Consider the following 23,626-nt stretch of genomic DNA (forward strand, 5'->3'; position numbering starts at 1 on the left):
TGACGACGCTCTGCGCGCCGTTCCTGCGCTGCCGCCCTCCTGAGCCCAACCTTTTCATCACGCATAATCCGAACCCCTTTTTCGATATCAGGGTCTCGGTCGACGCTGAATCGAGGACCCCTCTCGTACACATGACGTTTCGAGAAACGCGGGTCGGCAAAAAAAGTCGGGGCTTTAGCGAATGATGATGATTCCGCCAGGCAGGCGGCTGATCGTCACGCCCGCCGCGTCGGTCAGCGTGCGAATGGCCCCTTCGATATCCTCGAGCCGATAATCGCCCGTGACGAGCAGTCGATCGATGCGATGGTCCATGACGAACACCGCGCCTTTGTAGTAGCGACGCAGTTCTTTGAGCACATGCGACAAAGGTCTGTTTTCGAAGATGATGCGCCCGTCGCGCCATGCGAGCTCTCTTCCCGGATCGACCCTTGTGACCGCGGAAAGCGCGTCCTTCGTCGCCACGACCATTTCGCCCGGCGCGAGATCGACGCGCTCGTCGCGGCGGGAGAGTCGGCCGACATCGACGCGCCCGCGTTCGAGGATCACGCGATCCGCATCGTCGCCGGCCCGGACCGAGAAGGCCGTGCCTCGCACTTGCATCTCGCCAAAACGCCCGACGACCCGAAACGGATGCTCGGGGTCGTGCTTCACATCGAAGAAAGCTTCCCCCTCCAGCAGCTTCACCTGCCTACGGCCACGGCCGAAATCGATGGCGACGGCCGAGGCGGTGTCGAGGATCATCGTCGAGCCGTCGGGAAGCCGCACCGTGCGACGGTCACCGGTCTCGGTCGAGTAGTCCGCGTCCCAGAGCGATAGCGACACCGGATATAGCGAGGCGCCCGCGACGAGCATCACGACGGCGGCCGCGCCAAGCGCCAAACGGCGCGCCTGCCGCCACGGGGCGCCGCGACGAGCCTCTTGTCGACCCTCCCGGAGCGACTCCGTCGCCCGTTGGAACGCGGCCGACCCCCACATCGCCTCGAGCTCGCGATATTCCCGAGCATGGCGTGGACCTCGAGAACGCCAGCGCTCGAAAGCCGCCCGCGTCGCCGCGTCGACCGGCTCGTCGCGCAGACGTGCGAACCATTCGAGCGCCTCGTCGACGATCGGATCGTCGTAGACGAACTCACCCTCGCGCGCAGCTTCGTCTTTCTTCCCTCGTGCCACTCGATCGATCCGCATCGCCTTGTCCCATGACGCTCTATATAGCTGAGACGCGCGTCGGTTCGAAATCCGGCAAAAAAGATTCATGAAGGGACGCCCTTCGTCGAGCGCTCCCTCCTCTCGTCGATGGGAAGAGGAGCCCGAGCGGCTTCGGCTCGGGGGTCCTTCAGGGATCGAGACGGGCGATGCGCTCCCGGCAATGCGCCATCGCTGTTTTCAGGTCGTTGAAGACCGTGCGTTCGGAAATCCCGAGATGCTCAGCGATCCGCCGGTTCGGCCACTCCTCGATCCGGCTCAGGATCATCACCTGCTGAGCACGGGGCGGTAAACCGCTCAGCGCACTGCGGAACGCGACGAACTTTTCGCGCTCGATGATCGCCGTTTCTTGGGACAGCGCATTGTCGGCGATATCCAGAAGAGCGTCGTCGTCTGCCGCCTCCAGCTCGACCGCGCCACGCATGCGCCGCCTCCTCCGATAGTCGAGCGCCAGATTGCGCGCCGTCTGATGGAGGAAGGCTTCGACATGCTCGATCGGACCCGCCTCCATCGCGCGGCGCACCCGCAGATAGGCGTCGTGTACGAGATCCTCCGCGATCTGAGCGTCGCGGACAATGCGCATCACGCTCCACATCAGCGACCCACGCTGCACCTGGAAGACCCGATTAAGGGAGCCCAGCATAAGCCCTAGCGAACCCGGCCGCGCCGAGGAAACAGCGCCGAGGAAGCGCCCGTCGGTCGCAGCTTCCCCTGTGCTGTCGCCAGTCGGCTCACACATCGATCGCGCAACTCCATTCGCCTGGGGCTCCAATCCAGTTGCCGAAAGCGGCCCATACTTAGCGAAAGCGGAATCGGCCATCAATGCCGGTAATTGAGAAGAAATCCAGAGTAGTTACGCCGCCTTGCGCAATTTTTGTGGAGTCGCGCCAGGCTCGGCGCTCGATTTTCATGATCGACGCGCCAAGTCTCCGATTGTCCCAACGCCGCGACGCATTGCCGATTTTTCCCATCGCTTCGCGCGCGAAACGATCGGAGGCGCGCGGCCGACGGTTCCGTCGCAAATTTTGACTATGGACGCGACGAGCGTATGAGAGTGTTTCAGCTCACGCCGCGAGGGCGTAGAACTGCTGATGCTGGACGCAATTCGCCCCTGGTCCGCAACTGGTCCTTTCGGATCATATGCATGAGCTCGATGCCGGAAAGCGTCGCAGCAGCCGAGCAAAATGATTTGAAACCCGACATCGGCCGCGTCACTCGCTTTACCGCTCGATGGTCCTGCTCAACGATATTATTGAGATATTTCGGCGGATTTCGATGTCCGCTTCATGCTCCGCATTGTAGCGTTCGATCGCCGCCGTGTTGGAGCCGCTCTTGTCGATCGTGATCTTCTCCGGCTCACCATGTTGGCCGATCGCCTTGCGCAAAAAGCGCAACGCAGCTTTGCAGTCCCTCTTGGCCGTCAGCAGGAAATCCACCGTCGCGCCTGCCTTGTCGACCGCCCGATACAGATATTTCCAGCAACCTTTGACTTTCACGTAGCTCTCATCGAGCCGCCGGCTCGAACCAACCGTGCGCTTGCCAGCACGAAACCGCTTCTCCAGCAAAGGGGCATATTTGACGACCCTACGGTTGAGCGTCGAATGGTCGACATCGACGCCGCGCTCTTCCATCATTTCTTCGAGTTGGTGATAGCTCATCGGATACGCCACATTCCAGCGGACGCCCCACAGGACCACTTCGCGTTCAAAATTGCTCCCCTTGAAATCGATCATCGCGCTCGTCCGCCAGCTCCGCTGCCGCCGATCATAGCCCAAACCGACCCGCGACAAAAAATTCGCGACAGAACCCGCAATCCAGCGTTTCGTCCGCACGTTGCGACGCGACATCGAAACCGTCAAGAATGGAGTGACAGAAACCTGGAGCAATGGACAAACAGAGGGCAAATCAATCGGCTGAAAACTCTCAAGCGCTCGATGTACGGCCGCGCAGGCGCCGATTTGCTGCGCGCGCGAATGTTACCGTTCTCGTCAATGGTCGAGCACGGAAAGTGAGGATGAACCAAACATCAGCTATCTATGGTTAGGACTCTCATCAATTCGGCGAGCGAATTCAGAAGCGCCGGACTGGAGACAATCGATTCATGATCCGATTCGGTGAACGAATGAAAAATTCTCGCTGTCCGTAGCTGACTCGACACCTCGTCGATCACGGCTCTCTGGCGACCTTTCGACCACCAGCAATAGACAGGCGCCGCCACCGGCGGCAGCGATCCCGAAAACTGCTCTGTCGCCAATCCGAGCGTCCTGCTTATCAGACATGCTCTCGTCAAATCTTCCGCCTCGAGACCCGCATATTGACCCTGTGGACGGAGCAAGCCGGCATTTATCAGAGAGCGCGTCCATTCGAGCAATGGCTGCTCCGAATCGAGTGGATCAGATATCTCATCAGGAATCTGCAAATGCTCACCGCTTTTCTCTCCGACCCGTCCGAGCAGATAGGCATATCCTTCACGCCAGTCGCCAGTCGCGACTTGTCGGGCGAGTCCGCTCGGCAATGGCGGATCGATCAAGCCCAGGAATCGGACCTCCTGCCCGATGCGCTCGAGCCTCGCGGCTATCAAAGTCGCGAGTATGCCGCCCAACGACCAACCAAGGAGATGGTAAGGTCCGTCATTCTGAGTCGCTCGCATGAGCTCGACATAGTCGTCCGCCATCGTGTCGAGCGAGACGTCTCGATGACTGGGATCGACGAGCGTTCTGCAAGAAAGTCCGTATACGGAGCGCACGCCGTTCAATGATTTTGCCAATGATAAATAGCCCAGGACAGTGCCGAGCGCCGAATGGATGCAGAAGAGAGGTTCTCGCTCGAAGACGCGTTGGTTGAGCAGCATCGTCGAGTTCCGACGCGCCGATATAGCGTGAATGGTGGGATTGCCGATCAAGTCGCGCAAGGTGAGCGTCAGGCCGCGGATGTTTCGCGATCGAGCCGAGGTCACGACACGCAACGCCGAGATCGAATCGCCGCCGAGCTCGAAGAAATTGTCGTTGCGTCCGATGCGCTCGACGCCGAGCGTCTCCGCCCAGATCGCCGCCAGCGCTTCCTCGACCTCGCCCTGCGGCGCCTCATAGCCGCGGTCGCTCACGAACTCCGCCGCCGGCAGCGCCTTGCGATCGATCTTGCCATTCGCATTCAGCGGCAGGCTCTCCAGCACCACGATCGCGCTCGGCGTCATATGATCCGGCAGCCGCTCACGAAGACGGGCCCGCAGCGCCGAGGGATCGATCGTTCGTCCCGACGCGGCCGATACATAGCCGACGAGCCGGGAGCCCCCCGGGCCGGCCTGCGCGACCACCGCCGCCTCACGGACCTCCGATTGCGCCAGCAGCTGCGCCTCGATCTCGCCCAGCTCGACGCGGAACCCGCGAACCTTCACCTGATCGTCGAGCCGCCCGAGATATTCCAGCTCGCCCTCGCTGCTCCACCGCGCCAGATCGCCGGTGCGATACAGCCGGCCGCCTCGATCGTCGAACGGATCGGCGATGAACCGCTCCGCGCTCAGCCCGGCGCGATGCAGATAGCCGCGCGCCAGCAATTCTCCCCCTATATACAGCTCGCCGGAGACGCCCACAGGCGTCGGAGCCAAGCCCTCGTCCAGAACATGAGCCTGCGTCTCGGCGATCGGCCGCCCGATCGGAACGCGGCTGCGACCGTCGTCGCGGCAACGCCATTGCGTGACATGGATCGTCGTCTCGGTCGGCCCATACAGATTCTCCAGGCTCGCTCCGTGCAGCCGCTGCAAGGCTTCACGCTGCGTCGCCGCCGGCATCGCCTCGCCGCCGCAGATCACATGGCGCAGCCGCGTCCGCTCCTCGACCCCCTCATGCGCCAGAAAGGCCTGCAGCATCGCCGGCACGAAGTTCAACGTCGTGATCTCGTGCCGACGGATCAGTTCGACGATCCGCTCGGGGTCCCGATGATCTCCTGGATTCGCCACGACCAGGCGCGCGCCCGAGGTCAGCGGCCAGAAGATCTCCCACACCGACACGTCGAAGCCGAAAGGCGCCTTGTGCAGCACGGCGTCGGCGCCGGCGAGGCCATAGGCGTCCTGCATCCACATCATGCAGCTCGCCAATGACCGATGCCGGATCGCCACGCCTTTGGGCCATCCGGTGGATCCTGACGTGTAGATCACATAGGCGAGGCTCTCGGCATGAACCGCGACCGAAGGATCGAGATCGGATTGGTCGTCGACATCGAGCCGATCCAGCTCCAGCGTCGTCAGACCCGCCGCGAATGAAAGACGCTCCTTCACCCTCGCCTGCGTCAGCAGAAGAGCGATCCCGCTGTCCTGCGCCATATAGGCCAGACGATCCGCCGGATAGTCCGGGTCCAGCGGAACATAGGCCCCGCCCGCCTTCAGAACCGCCAGAAGGCCCACCACCATCTCGAGCGAGCGCTCCATCGCGACGCCCACCAGCCCATCAGGCTTCACGCCGAGAGCGATCAGCCGATGCGCCAGACGGTTGGCGCGCGCGTTCAGCTCGCCATAGGTGAGCGACGCGCCCTCGAACGTCACAGCGACCGCTTCCGGATGGCTCCGCGCCTGACGCTCGAACAGCCGATGCACCGGCTCCACATCCGAAAACCGCCGATCATTCGCCCCCCATTCCAGCAACCGCCCCCGCTCCGCCGCGCCCAGCACCGGAACGTCGACAATCGGTCGCTTCGACCCCTGCTCGAGAGCGTCGACAAGTCCGTCGATCGCCGTCTTCATGTATTCGCAAATTCGGGAGGCGTCGACCGACGCGCTGACATGCGCGACCAGCTCGAATTCTTGGCCGAGATCGTTCACGGATATCCCGAGAGGATAATTGGTGCGTTCTTCGCTTTTTATGACGTCGACGCCTTCCCAAGCGCCATCGGCCGCTTCATCTTCCTGCCGCTCGCTGTAGCGATAATTCAGCAGTGTCGAAAACAAAGGCGCATCGTTCGGCAAGCGGCTGCAACGCTGCGCCAGCGAGAGACTGGCGTGTTCGTGATGTATCAGCTCGGTCAGTGTCGCATGAACGCTGCGAAGGCACTGCTCGACCCCCAATCTCTTCAATTCCGCGCGGAACGGCAGGGTATTGATGAACATGCCAAAGGTCCGATCGCCGCCCGCGCCGCTCTGCATGCGGCCGAACAGCACGGTGCCAAACACGACGTCGTCCCTCCCCACCAGCTTTCCCAGCACTAGCGCCCATGCCAAGTGGAAAAGGCTCGCGGCGCTCACGCGATGGCGTTGCGCCTCGCGGCGTATCCGCGCAGCCGAGGCCGCTGTCAGCGGCAGCCGCGCCTCCGCGACGGCGCGACCGTCGCCGCGCACGTCGAGCAGATCGAAAGGCGCCGTCGTCTCCGCCACATCGCCCAGCATCTTGCGGAAAAACGCTTCGTGCTCGGTCGTGCTCATGCTCGATCGAGCCTTCGCCACAAAATCCCGGAACGGCGACGGTTTCGGCAACAGGTGTTCCTTGCCGGCCTGAAGCAGGGCGATTTCCTCGATCAGTCGCTTCACGGTGGTATTGTCGTCCACCATATGGTGGGCCAGCAGCCTGAGAAGCCAGCGCCCTTCGGCGCCGTCTTGCGCTCCCACGGCGTGAAACATCGGGGCGCGACGCACATCGATCCGGAAGCGCCGGGGATCTGCGAACAGGTCCAGCCGCTCGCCGGCGTCCGAGCCTTCATCGGCGAGCCAATGCACCTGCATTTCCGCACGCCGGTAGACCACCTGGACGGGCATGGTCAGATTTTCCCAGAGCACAGCAGTACGCAAGATATCATGACGCTCGACCACACGATTGAAGCAAGCGACGAAGCGATCCAATCGTTCTTTGCTGTCGAACGTCAGCGTATGCGCTGTCACATAAGCATCGCCTTCGCCGTGAAGCAGGTGGTGGAACAACATCCCTTCCTGAAGCGGGGTCAACGGGTAGATGTCTTGAATATTCGCTGCGCCGCCGGGCACCCTCACCTCGATTTGATGAATCTCCTCGGCGTCGAGCTCGAGCAGCGTCAGCATGCTCGGCTCGATAGCTGCGCAATCCGCAGGAATGAGGTTGAGGGGCGCCGCCGTTTCGTCCGGAGCCGCGCTCTCGGCCACGGCCTGCGCGAAAAGGGCCAGCGTCGGCAGCTGAAACAAGGCGCGCACATTCGTCCGCCAGCCGCGCATTCGCATGCGCTCCAGCAAGCCCAACGCCAGCAGGGAATGCCCGCCGAGCTCGAAGAAATTGTCGTGCCGCCCCACGCGCTCGACCCCGAGCGTCTCCGCCCAGATCGCCGCCATCGCTTCCTCGACCTCGCCCTGCGGCTCTTCATAGCCGCGATCGCTCACAGCGTCCGCCGTCGGCAGCGCCTTGCGATCGACCTTGCCGTTCGCATTCAGCGGCAGCTTTTCCAGCACCACGATCGCGCTCGGCGTCATATAGTCCGGCAGCGTCTCACGCAGCCGATCACGCAGCGCCGAGGGGTCGATGGTTCGTCCCGGAGTCGCCGATACGTAAGCCGCCAGCCGCGTGCCCGCCAGCCCCTGTCGCGCGACCACGATCGCCTCGCGCACGTCCGGCTGCGCGAGCAGCTGCGCCTCGATCTCGCCCAGCTCGATGCGGAAGCCACGCAGCTTCACCTGATGATCGATACGGCCGAGATACTCCAGCTCGCCATCGCTGTTCCAGCGCACCAGATCGCCGGTGCGATACAGCCGGCCACCGCGCCCGTCGAACGGATCGGCCACGAATCGCTCGGCGCTCAGTCTAGGCCGCTTCAGATAGCCGCGCGCCAGGCCATCCCCGGCCACATACAACTCGCCCACAACGCCGATCGGTGCAAGATTGAGAGAGCCGTCCAGCACTCTCAGTCCCAGGTCCGGAATAGCCGCTCCGACAGGGCTGCGGCACCCTTCCAAGTCCTTCGCCGTGATCGGTCGGTAAGTGACATGCACCGTGGTCTCGGTAATTCCATACATGTTGATCAAACGCGGCCGCTTATCACCCCAGCACTCGATCCACGGACGCAATCGTTCCGGATCGAGCGCTTCTCCACCGAAGATCACGGCCCGCAGAGCCAGCGGCTCGTCATGAGGCTTGATCGCATTCATCAATTGACCGAAGGCCGAAGGGGTCTGATTGAGCACGGTCACACCCTGCCGGCGCAACAATCGCAGAAAGTCCTCCGGCGAGCGGCTCACCCAATAGGGCGCCACGACCAGATGCCCGCCCGTGCACAGCGCTCCGAATATCTCCCATACAGAGAAGTCGAAAGCGTAAGAATGGAACATCGTCCACACGTCGTGCGGGCCGAACTCGAACCAAGCGTCGGTCGCAGAGAGCAACCGGGCGACATTGCGGTGGCACAGCTGGGCGCCTTTGGGCCGTCCGGTGGATCCTGACGTGTAGATCACATAGGCGAGGCTCTCGGCGTGAACCGCGACCGAAGGATCGAGATCGGATTGGTCGTCGACATCGAGCCGATCCAGCTCCAGCGTCGTCAGACCCGCCGCGAATGAAAGACGCTCCTTCACCCTCGCCTGCGTCAGCAGAAGAGCGATCCCGCTGTCCTGCGCCATATAGGCCAGACGATCCGCCGGATAGTCCGGGTCCAGCGGAACATAGGCCCCGCCCGCCTTCAGAACCGCCAGAAGGCTCACCACCATCTCGAGCGAGCGCTCCACCGCGACGCCCACCAGCCCATCAGGCTTCACGCCGAGAGCGATCAGCCGATGCGCCAGACGGTTGGCGCGCGCGTTCAGCTCGCCATAGGTGAGCGACGCGCCCTCGAACGTCACAGCGACCGCTTCCGGATGGCTCCGCGCCTGACGCTCGAACAGCCGATGCACCGGCTCCACATCCGAAAACCGCCGATCATTCGCCCCCCATTCCAGCAACCGCCCCCGCTCCGCCGCGCCCAGCAGATCGACGTCGCCGACCGCCTGATCCGGCCGCTCCGCCAGCGCCTCCAGCAGCGCCATGTAATGCCCCGCCATCCGCTCGATCGTCGCCGCATCGAACAGCTCCCGCGCATAGCTGAACGTCACCATCAACCGCCCATCCGAATCCTCGACGCTGTCCACCGCCAGCTCGAACTGCGCGCCCTGATCGCCGAGCGACAGCTCCGTCAATCGCAATCCCGGCAGATCCTGCAACGCCCGCCGGTCCTGCCGCTGGTGATTGAACATCACCTGGAACAGGGGATTGGTTCCCAGATTGCGATCCGGCTGCAGAGCCTCCACCAATTGCTCGAACGGCAGGTCCTGATGCGCCTGGGCGCCCAGCGCCGCTTCCCGCGTCCGCCGCAACAGATGCGAGAAGCTCCGCCGCGGCTCGACGACATTGCGAAGCACCTGCGTGTTCACGAAAAACCCCACCACGCCTTCGGTCTCCGCCCGATGACGATTGGCGATCGGCACGCCCACGCGAATGTCGCTCTCGCCGGCGTAGCGATGCAGCAGCGCCTGCAAGCCCGCCAGCAACGCCATGAACAAGGTCGCTTCCTCCGCCTGCGCGCGCCGCTGCAGAGCGGCGATCAGGCGCGCCGGCGCCTCGACCGCGTAGCGCCCCGCGCGATAGCCCCTTCCGCCTTGCGGGGATGATCCGTCGGCAATTGCAGCACGGGATGCTCGGCGCCGAGCTGTCCCCGCCAATAGGAGAGCTGCCGCTCCTTCTCGCCCGCCTCGAGCCAGTTCCGCTGCCACGCGGCGTAATCGGCATATTGGATCGGCAGAGGCTCCAGCGCCGCCGCTTCGCCGCGCAGCCGCGCCCGATATTGGGCCACGAACTCCTCCACGATGATCTGCATCGACCAGCCGTCCGAGACGATGTGGTGCATCACCACCACCAGCACATGCTCCTTCTCGCCCGTCCTGATCACCGCCACACGCAGCAGAGGGCCCTGCGTCAGATCGAAGGGGAGGTCGCAGATCGCCTGCGCCCGCTCGCGCATGCGCCCCTCGCGCTCCGCCTCGGCGACCTCGCCGAGATCGATCAGCGGCGCCTCGATCGGCATCGCGGCGAAAATGTGCTGCTCCACCCGGCCTTCCGCATCCGCACGGAACACCGTGCGCAGCGACTCGTGACGCTCCACCAGCGCCGCGAAGCTCGCCCACAGCGCCGACACATCCAGCACACCCTCGAGACGTAGCGCCCCGCTGATGTGATACGCCGTGCTCGAAGGAGCCAGACGCCACAAAAACCATTGCCGTAGCTGAGCGGCGGACGCCAAAAGCAGCAGGGTTCTGGGCGCTCTCTGCAACTTCGGCTGCGTCGACTCTTCCTCCTCCTTCGCCGACGCTTCGTCCATGAGCCGCGCCACGCCGGCGAGCGTCTTTCCTGCGAGCAGCTGCTTGGGCAGCATATGAACGCCGTGCTTGCGCGCTCGCGCCACGAGCTTCAACGCAAGAATCGAATCCCCACCGAGCTCGAAGAAATCATCGTCCCGTCCGACACGCTCGACGCCGAAGACTTCGGCCCAAACGCGGGCCAGCGCTTCTTCCGTCCGCCCTTGCGGCGCCGCATGACCCTTTGCCTCGCAATGGGGAGGCGCCGGCAGAGCTTTGCGATCGACCTTTCCGTTGACCGTCAGCGGCAGCGCATCCAGCGCCATGATCGCGCTCGGCATCATGTAATCGGGCAGCGTTCTCGTGAGCGACGCGCGCACACGATCCAGATCGATTCGTTCGCCCGGAAGCGCCACAACATAAGCATCGAGCCGATCGCGGGCGCCGTCATCCCGAGTCGCCACGACCTCGGCCTCCGCAATTCCCTGTTGCTGGCGCAAGGCGTATGCGACCTCCCGCAATTCCACGCGGTAGCCTCGAATTTTCACTTGATCGTCGACTCGGCCGAGAAATTCGAGGCTTCCGTCTTTCAGCGCCTTGACGCGATCGCCGGTGCGATATAGCCGTCCCCCCGTTCGAAAAGGGTGGGCGATGAACCGATCGGCCGTTTGCGCGGCTCGCGACAGATAGCCGCGCGCCAATCCGGCGCCGCCCAAATATAGCTCGCCCGCGACCCCTTGCGGAACCGGGTCGAGCTCGGCGTCGAGCACATATGCGTCGCAATTCGCGAGCGGCTTTCCCATCGGCAATGAATCGGCTAGTCGCGTCGCGTCGCGGGCTTCTTGGGTGAGTACGCCGACAGTCGTTTCGGTCGGACCATAGTGATTGAGAACCGCGCATCCGGGCTTGAGCGCGGCTATCTGGTCGAGCATTGGCCAGCGCGTCGCTTCGCCTCCCACCACCAGTCGAGCGGTCGGCAGCACGTCGGCGGGCGCACTTGCAGCCATGAGCGCTCGCAGGTGACTGGGCACGATCTTGAGCACGTCGATACGCCGATCCGCCATGAATTGGGCAAAGGCGTCGGGATCGAAAGCGCGATCCTGTGAAACGAGGTGCAAAGTGCGTCCGCTGCATAAGGCGCCGAACAGGCTCGTGTTGCCCAAGTCCGCCGCCACCGTCGACGCCATAGCGACCTCGGTCGCGCGCTCGGGGAGATCCATTTGCGCGAGAACCGCCTGCACATAATTGGCGAGCGCTTCGCGAGTGACGACCACACCCTTGGGCTTACCCGTTGAGCCGGAGGTGTAGACGACATATGCGCCCTGCTCCGGGTGCGGGCTCACTCGCAAATATCGTCGGCGATTCATCTCGCCATCGAACGCCAGTCGAATCATCGGCGTCGAAATCGCCCATGCAGGCGATCCTGCGCACAAGAGAGCGCGAACGCCGCTATCGTCCGCCTGAAAGGCAAGGCGTTCTGCGGGCAGCTGCGGATCCAGCGGCACATAGGCGGCTCCCGCCTTGAGCGCTGCGAGCACGCCGAGCACGAATTCGCACGACCGCGCTGCTAGAACGCCAACTCGCGCCTCCGGGCCGATATTATGATCCACCAATTCCGCTGCGAGCCCGTCGGACTGAACGTCGAGCTCCTCATAGCTGTAGGCGCGGCGTTCATCGCGAACAGCGGTTCGGTTCTTGAAGCGACGAACAGACTCGGTCCACAAGCCCAGCACATCGGCGTTGGCGAATGCACGCCGCTCGCCGAGCAGACAAGAGGATTTCTCCCCGAGATGCAATTCGCTCAATTTGGATTCGGGTCGCTCGACAACTTGCTTCGCCAATATGTCGAACATATGCGCGAACCGCTGGATCGAATCATGATCGAACAGCTCCTGAGGATAGGCCAATATCGCTTCGACGCCATCGGCGCCATCGACAAAGTCGAGACTGAGATCAAAATGGGCTTCACCCGCTGAAAAATCTTCGACCTGGATTTCTAGGCCGGGCAGTTTCCAATCGATCGGCACATCATCTTGTTGTGTGCATTTCACTTGAAATAGTGGGTTCACATTCGGCTCGCGCTCGGGCCGCAGCGCCTCCACCAAGAGGTCGAATGGGAGATCGGGATGACCATGGGCGTCCAGAACCGCCTTCCGCACGTCGCCGAGCAGGTCGGAAAAAGTTCGAAACGTCTCCACCCGGGCCCGCAACACGAGAACGTTAGTCAAGCACGCGATCATGCCGCGAACTTCGGCGCGCTGACGATTGGCGGTCGGAACCCCGACACGCATATCCCTCTCGCCGCTGAGGCGGCGCAACAACAGCATGAATAGCCCGAGCATGACCATGAACAGGGTGGCGTCGTGCGTCTTGGCCAAGGCCGCGAGTCCCGCGCTCGTCCCTGCGGACAATCTGAACTGGTGGCGGCCCTCTTTTCTTTGGGGCGACGACCCTCGCGCCCTGTCGAAGGGCAGATCCAAGACAGGATGCGTATCGCCGAGTTGGGCGCGCCAGTAAGCCAATTGTCGTTCTTTCTCACCCGCCTCGAACCAATTACGTTGCCAAACGACATAATCCGCGAATTGGACCGGCAGCGGCTGCAGCCTTTCCGCGCTCGGATCACATTCGATTTGATAAAGATGAAGAAGCTCCTGGATCAATATGCGAGCGGATATGCCGTCCCCCGCGACGTGGTGGAGAACGATCCCCAGCACATGGTCGTTGTCACCGAGCTTCCACAGCACGGTTCGCACCGGGGGCTCTGCATCGAGCATGAATGGAGCGTGCGCGAAGCGATGCTGCAATCGATCTAGCTCGTCGAAGCGAAGATGCTCGGGGATCCGGCTCAAATCCACAAATTGAGTGGCGATGTCGCTCGGGGACATGACCGCCTGAATTGGATCGCCATCCACGCCCGCCTGCAAGATGGTGTGCAAAGTCTCATGTCGTTCGATGAGAGCCCGCACCGCGGACAGCAATGCGTCTGCGTTCAACGCGCCTTTGAAACGTATTGCTCCGGGCAAATTGTAGGCCGCACTCGCTGGGTCCAGCTTCCAGGTCAACCACAGACTGCGCTGCGCGTAGGAGATCGGAATCGGATCACCCCTATCCGCTCTCACGATGGGAAGCTCGGCGAAGCTCAGACCTGCTTCGTGAAGCTTCTTCAAAAAGTGGCGTCGTGCGTCAAGGCTGAGCGCAGCGAAGCGGCGAGCGAGACGCTGATCTTCACGTTCCATCAAGTCAAACCTCGAATTCGCTCATCAAGCTGTCCATCCGCGCCAGCCGGTTGCAGCGCGAGCCGGCGGTGGTCGACCACGATGGCGACAGTCCGGCGGCGCATTCATGCAGCGCCGGACTCTCGAACAGGAGCCGAACGGAAACTTCGCAAGCGTGGCGACTGGCCAGAAGCGCGACCACCTGTGACGCGAGCAAGGAGTGTCCGCCCAGATCGAAGAAATCGTCGCGCCGGCCCACCCGCTCGACGCTCAAAACTTCCGCCCAGATCGCCGCCAGCGCTTCCTCGACCTCGCCCTGCGGCGCCTCATAGCCGCTGTCGCTCACGAACTCCGCCGCCGGCAGCGCCTTGCGATCGATCTTGCCATTCGCATTCAGCGGCAGGCTCTCCAGCACCACGATCGCGTTCGGCGTCATATAATCCGGCAGCGCCGCGCGCACACGATCACGTAGCGACGAGGAATCGAGCGTTTCACCAGACGACGCCGAAACATAACCTACGAGGCGCGGCCCAGCCGGGCCTGTCTGCGCCGTCACCACCGCCTCGCGCACCCCCGGCTGCGCGAGCAGCTGCATCTCGATCTCCCCGAGTTCGATGCGGAAACCCCGCACCTTCACCTGATCGTCGATGCGGCCGAGAAATTCCAGCTCGCCGTCCTTGCTCCATCGCGCCAGATCGCCCGTTCGATACATCCGACCGCCACAATCGTCGAACGGATCGACGACGAAGCGCTCCGCGCTCCCCGCCGGACGGTTCAAATAGCCGCGCGCCAAGCCGACGCCGGCCACATGCAGCTCGCCCACGACGCCGATCGGGGTCGGACTGAGGTCGTCGTCCAATACGCGGAGTTGCGTCGAGGCGATCGCGGATCCGAGAGACACTCTGCCGGAAACCCGACCCATCGCGGACCATATGGTCGTCTCGGTCGGGCCATACATGTTCCAAAGCACGACGCCGACGCTCGTCAGGTCCCGAGCCAGATCGGCCGGCAATGCTTCGCCGCCGCACAGTCCCTTGAATTCGAGATCCGGCGGGCCTTTCCATTGCGACGAGCGAAGCAACCGCCATGTCGCGGGCGTGCATTGCAGCATCGTCGCTCTGCTCTGCTCCATGAGCCTGGCGAGACGCCTTCCATCGCGTGCGTCTTCCCGAGAGGCCATGATCGTTCGAGCGCCGGCGATCAGCGGTAGGTAGAGCTCCAGCGCAGCGATGTCGAAGGATAGCGATGTCACCGCGACTAGGATGTCGTGTCGCGCGACTTCAAGGCGCTCCCTCATGCTCAGCAGAAAATGGCCGAGGGCTTCGTGGCGCACCATCACCGCTTTGGGCCGTCCGGTGGATCCTGACGTGTAGATCACATAGGCGAGGCTCTCGGCGTGAACCGCGACCGAAGGATCGAGATCGGATTGGTCGTCGACATCGAGCCGATCCAGCTCCAGCGTCGTCAGACCCGCCGCGAATGAAAGACGCTCCTTCACCCTCGCCTGCGTCAGCAGAAGAGCGATCCCGCTGTCCTGCGCCATATAGGCCAGACGATCCGCCGGATAGTCCGGGTCCAGCGGAACATAGGCCCCGCCCGCCTTCAGAACCGCCAGAAGGCTCACCACCATCTCGAGCGAGCGCTCCACCGCGACGCCCACCAGCCCATCAGGCTTCACGCCGAGAGCGATCAGCCGATGCGCCAGACGGTTGGCGCGCGCGTTCAGCTCGCCATAGGTGAGCGACGCGCCCTCGAACGTCACAGCGACCGCTTCCGGATGGCTCCGCGCCTGACGCTCGAACAGCCGATGCACCGGCTCCACATCCGAAAACCGCCGATCATTCGCCCCCCATTCCAGCAACCGCCCCCGCTCCGCCGCGCCCAGCAGATCGACGTCGCCGACCGCCTGATCCGGCCGCTCCGCCAGCGCCTCCAGCAGCGCCATGTAATGCCCCGCCATCCGCTCGATCGTCGCCGCATCGAACAGCTCCCGCGCATAGCTGAACGTCACCATCAACCGCCCATCCGAATCCTCGACGCTGTCCACCGCCAGCTCGAACTGCGCGCCCTGATCGCCGAGCGACAGCTCCGTCAATCGCAATCCCGGCAGATCCTGCAACGCCCGCCGGTCCTGCCGCTGGTGATTGAACATCACCTGGAACAGGGGATTGGTTCCCAGATTGCGATCCGGCTGCAGAGCCTCCACCAATTGCTCGAACGGCAGGTCCTGATGCGCCTGGGCGCCCAGCGCCGCTTCCCGCGTCCGCCGCAACAGATGCGAGAAGCTCCGCCGCGGCTCGACGACATTGCGAAGCACCTGCGTGTTCACGAAAAACCCCACCACGCCTTCGGTCTCCGCCCGATGACGATTGGCGATCGGCACGCCCACGCGAATGTCGCTCTCGCCGGCGTAGCGATGCAGCAGCGCCTGCAAGCCCGCCAGCAACGCCATGAACAAGGTCGCTTCCTCCGCCTGCGCGCGCCGCTGCAGAGCGGCGATCAGGCGCGCCGGCGCCTCGACCGCGTAGCGCCCCGCGCGATAGCCCCCTTCCGCCTTGCGGGGATGATCCGTCGGCAATTGCAGCACGGGATGCTCGGCGCCGAGCTGTCCCCGCCAATAGGAGAGCTGCCGCTCCTTCTCGCCCGCCTCGAGCCAGTTCCGCTGCCACGCGGCGTAATCGGCATATTGGATCGGCAGAGGCTCCAGCGCCGCCGCTTCGCCGCGCAGCCGCGCCCGATATTGGGCCACGAACTCCTCCACGATGATCTGCATCGACCAGCCGTCCGAGACGATGTGGTGCATCACCACCACCAGCACATGCTCCTTCTCGCCCGTCCTGATCACCGCCACACGCAGCAGAGGGCCCTGCGTCAGATCGAAGGGGAGGTCGCAGATCGCCTGCGCCCGCTCGCGCATGCGCCCCTCGCGCTCCGCCTCGGCGACCTCGCCGAGATCGATCAGCGGCGCCTCGATCGGCATCGCGGCGAAAATGTGCTGCTCCACCCGGCCTTCCGCATCCGCACGGAACACCGTGCGCAGCGACTCGTGACGCTCCACCAGCGCCGCGAAGCTCGCCCACAGCGCCGACACATCCAGCACACCCTCGAGACGTAGCGCCCCGCTGATGTGATACGCCGTGCTCGAAGGAGCCAGACGCCACAAAAACCATTGCCGTAGCTGAGCGGCGGACGGCGTCTCGCCTCCACCGGCGCCGGCAGGCCGCGGAACGATCGGCAACTGCGATAGCGCCACCCCTTCGCTGCGCATCTTGTCATAGAAAACACGACGGTTTTCGGCAGAGGTCGAGCCGAATCGCTCCATCAGGCGAACAGCAACCGAGCGATCCATCACGAATTCTCCAACGCGCTCAAGAAGGAATCCAGGTGCTCCAGAGTGTGGTCGCTCACGCGACCGCCTCGTTCATCGACGCTCGACGAAAATCGCTCCAATGTCGGCGACGAAATCAGAATATTGATCGGGATATCCTGACGAAGAGTATTTTGAATCCGCGCGATCACTTGCATTGCGCTCAGCGAGTGCCCGCCCAGCTCGAAGAAATTGTCATCGAGCCCGACCCGATCGACGTTCAGAACCTGCCGCCAAATATCCGCGAGACATCTCTGCGTTTCGGTGGCTGGCGCCCGAAAAGATCTGCAGTGCGACGAAAATTCGGGGCGCGGCAGCGCTCGCCGATCGACTTTCCCATTCGCGGTCGTCGGCAGGGCGTCAAGCCGCATCCAGATCGTGGGCGCCATGTAGTCGGGCAACCTCTGTTCCATATACGCCCGCAACTTGCCGAAGAGGTCCTCCTCGACATCGTCGGATGAAGGCGCGGGCACCACGTAAGCGACAAGTCGCTGCCCTTGCACCGCCTCCGCGCAAACCGTGACGACCGCGTCCTGCACATCGCCGTGCTGAACGAGCAGCGCTTCGACCTCTCCGAGCTCGATTCGATGCCCTCGAATTTTCACTTGGCTGTCCGAGCGCCCCAAGTAATGAAGCACTCCGTCGAAGCCCCGCCGAACGATATCGCCGGTGCGATACATCCGGGCCCCGTCGACGCCGGAAAACAGATCGGCCACAAATCGCTCCGCGGTGAGCTCCGGACGCTGCAAATATCCTTGCCCGACGCCTATGCCGGCCACATAGAGCTCACCTGGAACGCCGGCGGGCGCCGGATCGAGATTATCGTCGAGCACACAAAGACGGATATTGTCCACTGCGCGGCCGATGGGAAATGTTCCCTCGGTCCAGGAATCCGTAGCGTCGAGGGCTTCGCCGGGCAGCTTCACATGTAGAGCCACGTCATCGGCGCATTCCGCCGGACCATAAGCGTTCACTAGCGTCGTATGCCGATATCGATCTCGCCAGACCTGCACATGGGACAGCTTTGCCGCCTCACCTGTCACCAAGGTCACGCGCAGCTTCGGCAACGACAGCGGCGCGCCCTCCATCAACGCCTGCATCATCGAGGGCACGCACTCGAACACTGTGACTCCGCGCTCCTCGAGGAGATCGAGAAGCGCGACGGGATCACGCGTGACGATTGTCGGAACGATTTCGACACACGCCCCGCAAAGCAGGCCACACAGCAGTTGCCATACAGAAATATCGAAGCTCTGCAGCGCAGTCTGCGCGATGACGTCGTCGCAGCCCAGCGCGAATAAATCAATCTTGCTGAGTTGATTATTGAGCATTCCCCTGCTCGTCACGACAGCGCCCTTGGGCTCGCCGGTCGAGCCGGACGTGAAAATCACATAAGCTGGGAGATCCGGATGAACAGGAACGACGGGCAGCCTTGCATGCGACATTGACTCTGCCAGCGAAGAATCGATGATTCGGGGCGCAACGAAGGGCGCTGGCAGCAATGACAGCACAGGGCCGAGCAACGCCGCGCAGCCGGGACCTACGACGATGACCTGCGCATCGGAGGAAGCGACGATTTGCGCGAGCCTCTGGACTGGCGTGTCCACATCGACGGCCAGATATGCGGCGCCGGCTTTGAAACATCCCACCACGATCTCCAAGAAACCGATACCGCGCTCCGCAAACACCAGCGCCGTTCGGCCGGGAATTACATTCGCATCGAGCAGCAGCCACGCGATTCGGTTGGTCGATGCATCGAGCGATTCGTAGGTTATCGAACGCCCCCCGCAACGAGCGGCGACTCGGCCGCCATGGATCGCCGCCTGCCGCTCGAACAGCCCGACAAATCCCAATTCGAATGGATGCGCGCGATCCGGCCCTCGGCCACTGGCAATCAGGGAAAGCCGCTCCGAATCCGCAAGAGCGCCAACGGCATCGAGCGGCGCGGCAGGAGCGCCGATGAGCCGCTCCACGATATGCCGAAAGCTCCTCATCAGCTGCTCGGCTACGGCAGCGTCGAAAAACCGCTCGTCATAGGTGATCTGCAACAGCAGCTCATCCTCGGGAACGACCACGACAGTGATCGGATAGTTGGTATGAGTGCGCGAGCTGGCATCATGGACGGACCATTGTTTCGCCCGCGCGATGAGCGATACATCTACCGGGGCGTTCTCAAAGACGAACAGGCTGTCGAACAGGGATTGATCATGAGACATGCCGGTCAGCCCATGCACTTCGACCAAAGGCAAATATGCGAAGTCCCTCGCCTCCAGATTCTGGGACAGCAACGAGCGCAGCCATTCGGCGACGCTTGTCGCTGAGCCGGGATCAGGCAGCCGCACACGGAGAGGAATCGTGTTGATGAACAATCCGATTGTCCGGTGCAGCTCCGGGAGCTCCGCGGGACGACCAGCTACGGTGACGCCGAACAACACCTCCCGAAGCCCGGAATAGTACGCGAGAACCAAAGCCCAGGCGCCTTGGACGAGGGTGTTCGGCGTGATTCGCTCGTGCTTCGAAACCGTGTGCAACCGTTGCGTCTGTTCCGCCGAGAGCGCGGTTCTGACATTGACCATTCTCGATCCAGCGGCGCCCGCGGGGCCCCGCCGATTGATAGGCAATCGCGTCACCTGATTAAAGCCGGCCAGCTTCTCGCGCCAATAGCGGATCGCGGCATCGCGGTCTTGGCGCATCAGCCATGCGAGAAAGTCCCGGTAAGGAATCGACGGCGCCGGAGACGGAGGCGGCTCGCCGGCCTCTGTGAGCCTGTCGTACGCGGACAGAACTTCACCCATCAACAAGCCCGAGCACCAGGCATCCATCAGCATATGATGAAAGCTGAGCACTAGATGAAATTCATGATCCGAGATTTGCGCCAGACGCAGACGTATGAGCGGAGCCTTGCTCATGTCGAAGCCGGTCGCGAGCTCCTTCTCCAAGATCTGTTCGATATGGGCGACCGCCTCGGATCGCTCGAGATGACGCAGGTCGAGGCGCTCTTTCGGCAGCGTCACGTTTCGATGAATGATTTGACACGGCGTTTCCATGCCTTGCCAAACAAACCCGGCGCGAAGCGCGGCGTGCTCCTGAAACGCGACATCCCAGCTCCGCCAAAGAGCATCGATGTCGAGAGCGCTGTGAATATTGAACCTGTCCTGCATCAGATACATGCCGGACTCGGGATCGAGCAGCGTGTGCAGAAGCATCCCTTGCTGCATCGGCGTCAGCGGAAGAATGTCCTCGATGGATTCGACCGGAATTGCGAGCGTCTCGATCTCGGCCCGACTGAGCTCCAAGAGCGGAACATTCGGCCTACGCCGGGTCGGATATTCCTCGTTCTCGCTTGCGTTTTCTGCCCATGGAGCCATTTCGGCGATGGTTTGGCGCTCGAACATCTGGCGCGGCGAAATTTTCCATCCCGCCCGATGGAGTCTCGCCACGATTTGCAAGCTCAGAATCGAATCGCCGCCGAGCTCGAAGAAATTGTCGTTGCGTCCGATGCGCTCGACGCCGAGCGTCTCCGCCCAGATCGCCGCCAGCGCTTCCTCGACCTCGCCCTGCGGCGCCTCATAGCCGCGGTCGCTCACGAACTCCGCCGCCGGCAGCGCCTTGCGATCGATCTTGCCATTCGCATTCAGCGGCAGGCTCTCCAGCACCACGATCGCGCTCGGCGTCATATGATCCGGCAGCCGCTCACGAAGACGGGCCCGCAGCGCCGAGGGATCGATCGTTCGTCCCGACGCGGCCGATACATAGCCGACGAGCCGGGAGCCCCCCGGGCCGGCCTGCGCGACCACCGCCGCCTCACGGACCTCCGATTGCGCCAGCAGCTGCGCCTCGATCTCGCCCAGCTCGACGCGGAACCCGCGAACCTTCACCTGATCGTCGAGCCGCCCGAGATATTCCAGCTCGCCCTCGCTGCTCCACCGCGCCAGATCGCCGGTGCGATACAGCCGGCCGCCTCGATCGTCGAACGGATCGGCGATGAACCGCTCCGCGCTCAGCCCGGCGCGATGCAGATAGCCGCGCGCCAGCAATTCTCCCCCTATATACAGCTCGCCGGAGACGCCCACAGGCGTCGGAGCCAAGCCCTCGTCCAGAACATGAGCCTGCGTCTCGGCGATCGGCCGCCCGATCGGAACGCGGCTGCGACCGTCGTCGCGGCAACGCCATTGCGTGACATGGATCGTCGTCTCGGTCGGCCCATACAGATTCTCCAGGCTCGCTCCGTGCAGCCGCTGCAAGGCTTCACGCTGCGTCGCCGCCGGCATCGCCTCGCCGCCGCAGATCACATGGCGCAGCCGCGTCCGCTCCTCGACCCCCTCATGCGCCAGAAAGGCCTGCAGCATCGCCGGCACGAAGTTCAACGTCGTGATCTCGTGCCGACGGATCAGTTCGACGATCCGCTCGGGGTCCCGATGATCTCCTGGATTCGCCACGACCAGGCGCGCGCCCGAGGTCAGCGGCCAGAAGATCTCCCACACCGACACGTCGAAGCCGAAAGGCGCCTTGTGCAGCACGGCGTCGGCGCCGGCGAGGCCATAGGCGTCCTGCATCCACATCATGCAGCTCGCCAATGACCGATGCCGGATCGCCACGCCTTTGGGCCATCCGGTGGATCCTGACGTGTAGATCACATAGGCGAGGCTCTCGGCATGAACCGCGACCGAAGGATCGAGATCGGATTGGTCGTCGACATCGAGCCGATCCAGCTCCAGCGTCGTCAGACCCGCCGCGAATGAAAGACGCTCCTTCACCCTCGCCTGCGTCAGCAGAAGAGCGATCCCGCTGTCCTGCGCCATATAGGCCAGACGATCCGCCGGATAGTCCGGGTCCAGCGGAACATAGGCCCCGCCCGCCTTCAGAACCGCCAGAAGGCTCACCACCATCTCGAGCGAGCGCTCCACCGCGACGCCCACCAGCCCATCAGGCTTCACGCCGAGAGCGATCAGCCGATGCGCCAGACGGTTGGCGCGCGCGTTCAGCTCGCCATAGGTGAGCGACGCGCCCTCGAACGTCACAGCGACCGCTTCCGGATGGCTCCGCGCCTGACGCTCGAACAGCCGATGCACCGGCTCCACATCCGAAAACCGCCGATCATTCGCCCCCCATTCCAGCAACCGCCCCCGCTCCGCCGCGCCCAGCAGATCGACGTCGCCGACCGCCTGATCCGGCCGCTCCGCCAGCGCCTCCAGCAGCGCCATGTAATGCCCCGCCATCCGCTCGATCGTCGCCGCATCGAACAGCTCCCGCGCATAGCTGAACGTCACCATCAACCGCCCATCCGAATCCTCGACGCTGTCCACCGCCAGCTCGAACTGCGCGCCCTGATCGCCGAGCGACAGCTCCGTCAATCGCAATCCCGGCAGATCCTGCAACGCCCGCCGGTCCTGCCGCTGGTGATTGAACATCACCTGGAACAGGGGATTGGTTCCCAGATTGCGATCCGGCTGCAGAGCCTCCACCAATTGCTCGAACGGCAGGTCCTGATGCGCCTGGGCGCCCAGCGCCGCTTCCCGCGTCCGCCGCAACAGATGCGAGAAGCTCCGCCGCGGCTCGACGACATTGCGAAGCACCTGCGTGTTCACGAAAAACCCCACCACGCCTTCGGTCTCCGCCCGATGACGATTGGCGATCGGCACGCCCACGCGAATGTCGCTCTCGCCGGCGTAGCGATGCAGCAGCGCCTGCAAGCCCGCCAGCAACGCCATGAACAAGGTCGCTTCCTCCGCCTGCGCGCGCCGCTGCAGAGCGGCGATCAGGCGCGCCGGCGCCTCGACCGCGTAGCGCCCCGCGCGATAGCTCCCTTCCGCCTTGCGGGGATGATCCGTCGGCAATTGCAGCACGGGATGCTCGGCGCCGAGCTGTCCCCGCCAATAGGAGAGCTGCCGCTCCTTCTCGCCCGCCTCGAGCCAGTTCCGCTGCCACGCGGCGTAATCGGCATATTGGATCGGCAGAGGCTCCAGCGCCGCCGCTTCGCCGCGCAGCCGCGCCCGATATTGGGCCACGAACTCCTCCACGATGATCTGCATCGACCAGCCGTCCGAGACGATGTGGTGCATCACCACCACCAGCACATGCTCCTTCTCGCCCGTCCTGATCACCGCCACACGCAGCAGAGGGCCCTGCGTCAGATCGAAGGGGAGGTCGCAGATCGCCTGCGCCCGCTCGCGCATGCGCCCCTCGCGCTCCGCCTCGGCGACCTCGCCGAGATCGATCAGCGGAGCCTCGATCGGCATCGCGGCCAGAATGTGCTGCTCCACCCGGCCTTCCGCATCCGCACGGAACACCGTGCGCAGCGACTCGTGACGCTCCACCAGCGCCGCGAAGCTCGCCCACAGCGCCGACACATCCAGCACACCCTCGAGACGTAGCGCCCCGCTGATGTGATACGCCGTGCTCGAAGGAGCCAGACGCCACAAAAACCATTGCCGTAGCTGAGCGTATGAGGTCCAGCACACAGATCCGAGCTTTTCGTCACGAGGCAGAATTGGAAACTCGTCGATGGTGAAGCCCTGGGATCTGATCCGCTCGTATACTGCGTGACGCTGTTCCAGAGACAGGGTGATAAAGCGT

The 23,626-nt window shown here is 63.5% G+C and carries 5 protein-coding genes and 3 pseudogenes; all 8 read right to left on the reverse strand.

The genetic code is table 11. The annotated features are described in order from the left end of the window. Positions 1-174: 174 nt before the first annotated feature. The gene (locus tag CQW49_RS23520) at positions 175-1,167 is read right to left on the reverse strand and encodes a FecR family protein (protein WP_244441403.1); all 993 of its coding nucleotides are present in this window, start codon (positions 1,165-1,167) and stop codon (positions 175-177) included. Positions 1,168-1,330: 163 nt separating this feature from the next. Further along, positions 1,331-1,939, reverse strand: coding sequence for an RNA polymerase sigma factor (locus tag CQW49_RS23525; protein WP_003614843.1), 609 nt, complete (start codon positions 1,937-1,939; stop codon positions 1,331-1,333). Positions 1,940-2,264: 325 nt separating this feature from the next. Next, positions 2,265-2,933: pseudogene (locus CQW49_RS23530) on the reverse strand (IS6 family transposase). Between the two features lie 293 nt (positions 2,934-3,226). After that, complete coding sequence (locus CQW49_RS26470) at positions 3,227-4,051, reverse strand: alpha/beta fold hydrolase (RefSeq protein ID WP_003614848.1); 825 nt, start codon at positions 4,049-4,051, stop codon at positions 3,227-3,229. Between the two features lie 30 nt (positions 4,052-4,081). After that, a pseudogene (locus tag CQW49_RS23535) lies at positions 4,082-10,482 on the reverse strand (amino acid adenylation domain-containing protein); the annotation flags it as partial. Positions 10,483-10,551: 69 nt separating this feature from the next. Further along, a pseudogene (locus CQW49_RS26475) lies at positions 10,552-13,704 on the reverse strand (amino acid adenylation domain-containing protein); the annotation flags it as partial. A 4-nt stretch (positions 13,705-13,708) separates the two neighbouring features. Further along, positions 13,709-17,032 (reverse strand): non-ribosomal peptide synthetase, encoded by a 3,324-nt coding sequence (locus CQW49_RS23550; RefSeq protein WP_081735799.1) that lies wholly within the window; start codon positions 17,030-17,032, stop codon positions 13,709-13,711. After that, positions 17,032-23,472: a non-ribosomal peptide synthetase gene (locus CQW49_RS23555; RefSeq protein ID WP_198586461.1), complete on the reverse strand. Its 6,441-nt coding sequence runs from the start codon at positions 23,470-23,472 to the stop codon at positions 17,032-17,034. Before CQW49_RS23555 ends, CQW49_RS23550 begins: the two co-directional genes overlap by 1 nt. Positions 23,473-23,626: the final 154 nt, after the last annotated feature.

The sequence above is a fragment of the Methylosinus trichosporium OB3b genome (assembly GCF_002752655.1).
GTDB lineage: Bacteria > Pseudomonadota > Alphaproteobacteria > Rhizobiales > Beijerinckiaceae > Methylosinus > Methylosinus trichosporium.